General features: G+C 46.5%; 1 protein-coding gene. It reads right to left on the bottom strand.

Going from position 1 to position 346, the window contains the following annotated elements:
• Positions 1-317 (bottom strand): transposase (locus HMPREF3052_RS11200; RefSeq protein ID WP_210399498.1); only part of this gene is annotated, 317 nt, incomplete at its 3' end.
• Positions 318-346: the final 29 nt, after the last annotated feature.

The following is a 346-nucleotide window of genomic DNA, read 5'->3' on the forward strand; positions in this document are numbered from 1 at the left end:
ACAACGGTATAGACCCGTCCGTTGCGTTTCAGAATACCAAAGACAACCACTTTTCCTGCCGCGCCGCGACCACGTCTGCCTTTACGCCGTCCGCCGAAATAGCTTTCGTCCAACTCGACAGGGCCCTCAAAAACCTCATCGGCAACCAAGGCCAGATAATGGCTGATAACCATACGAATTTTGTGGTAGAACAGAATAGCGGAGTTGGGCTGAATGCCCAAAATATCGGCAGCGGAGCGGGCAGTAACTTGGAGTACAAAAAATTCAAGTAGTTTCTTTTGAACTCTCTTTCTTAATTTACAATTGGTTATCTGCATTTTCGTAGCCTAGCATAACTGCTAATCTA

This window comes from Neisseria sp. HMSC056A03, assembly GCF_001815685.1.
GTDB classification, from domain to species: Bacteria; Pseudomonadota; Gammaproteobacteria; order Burkholderiales; family Neisseriaceae; genus Neisseria; species Neisseria subflava.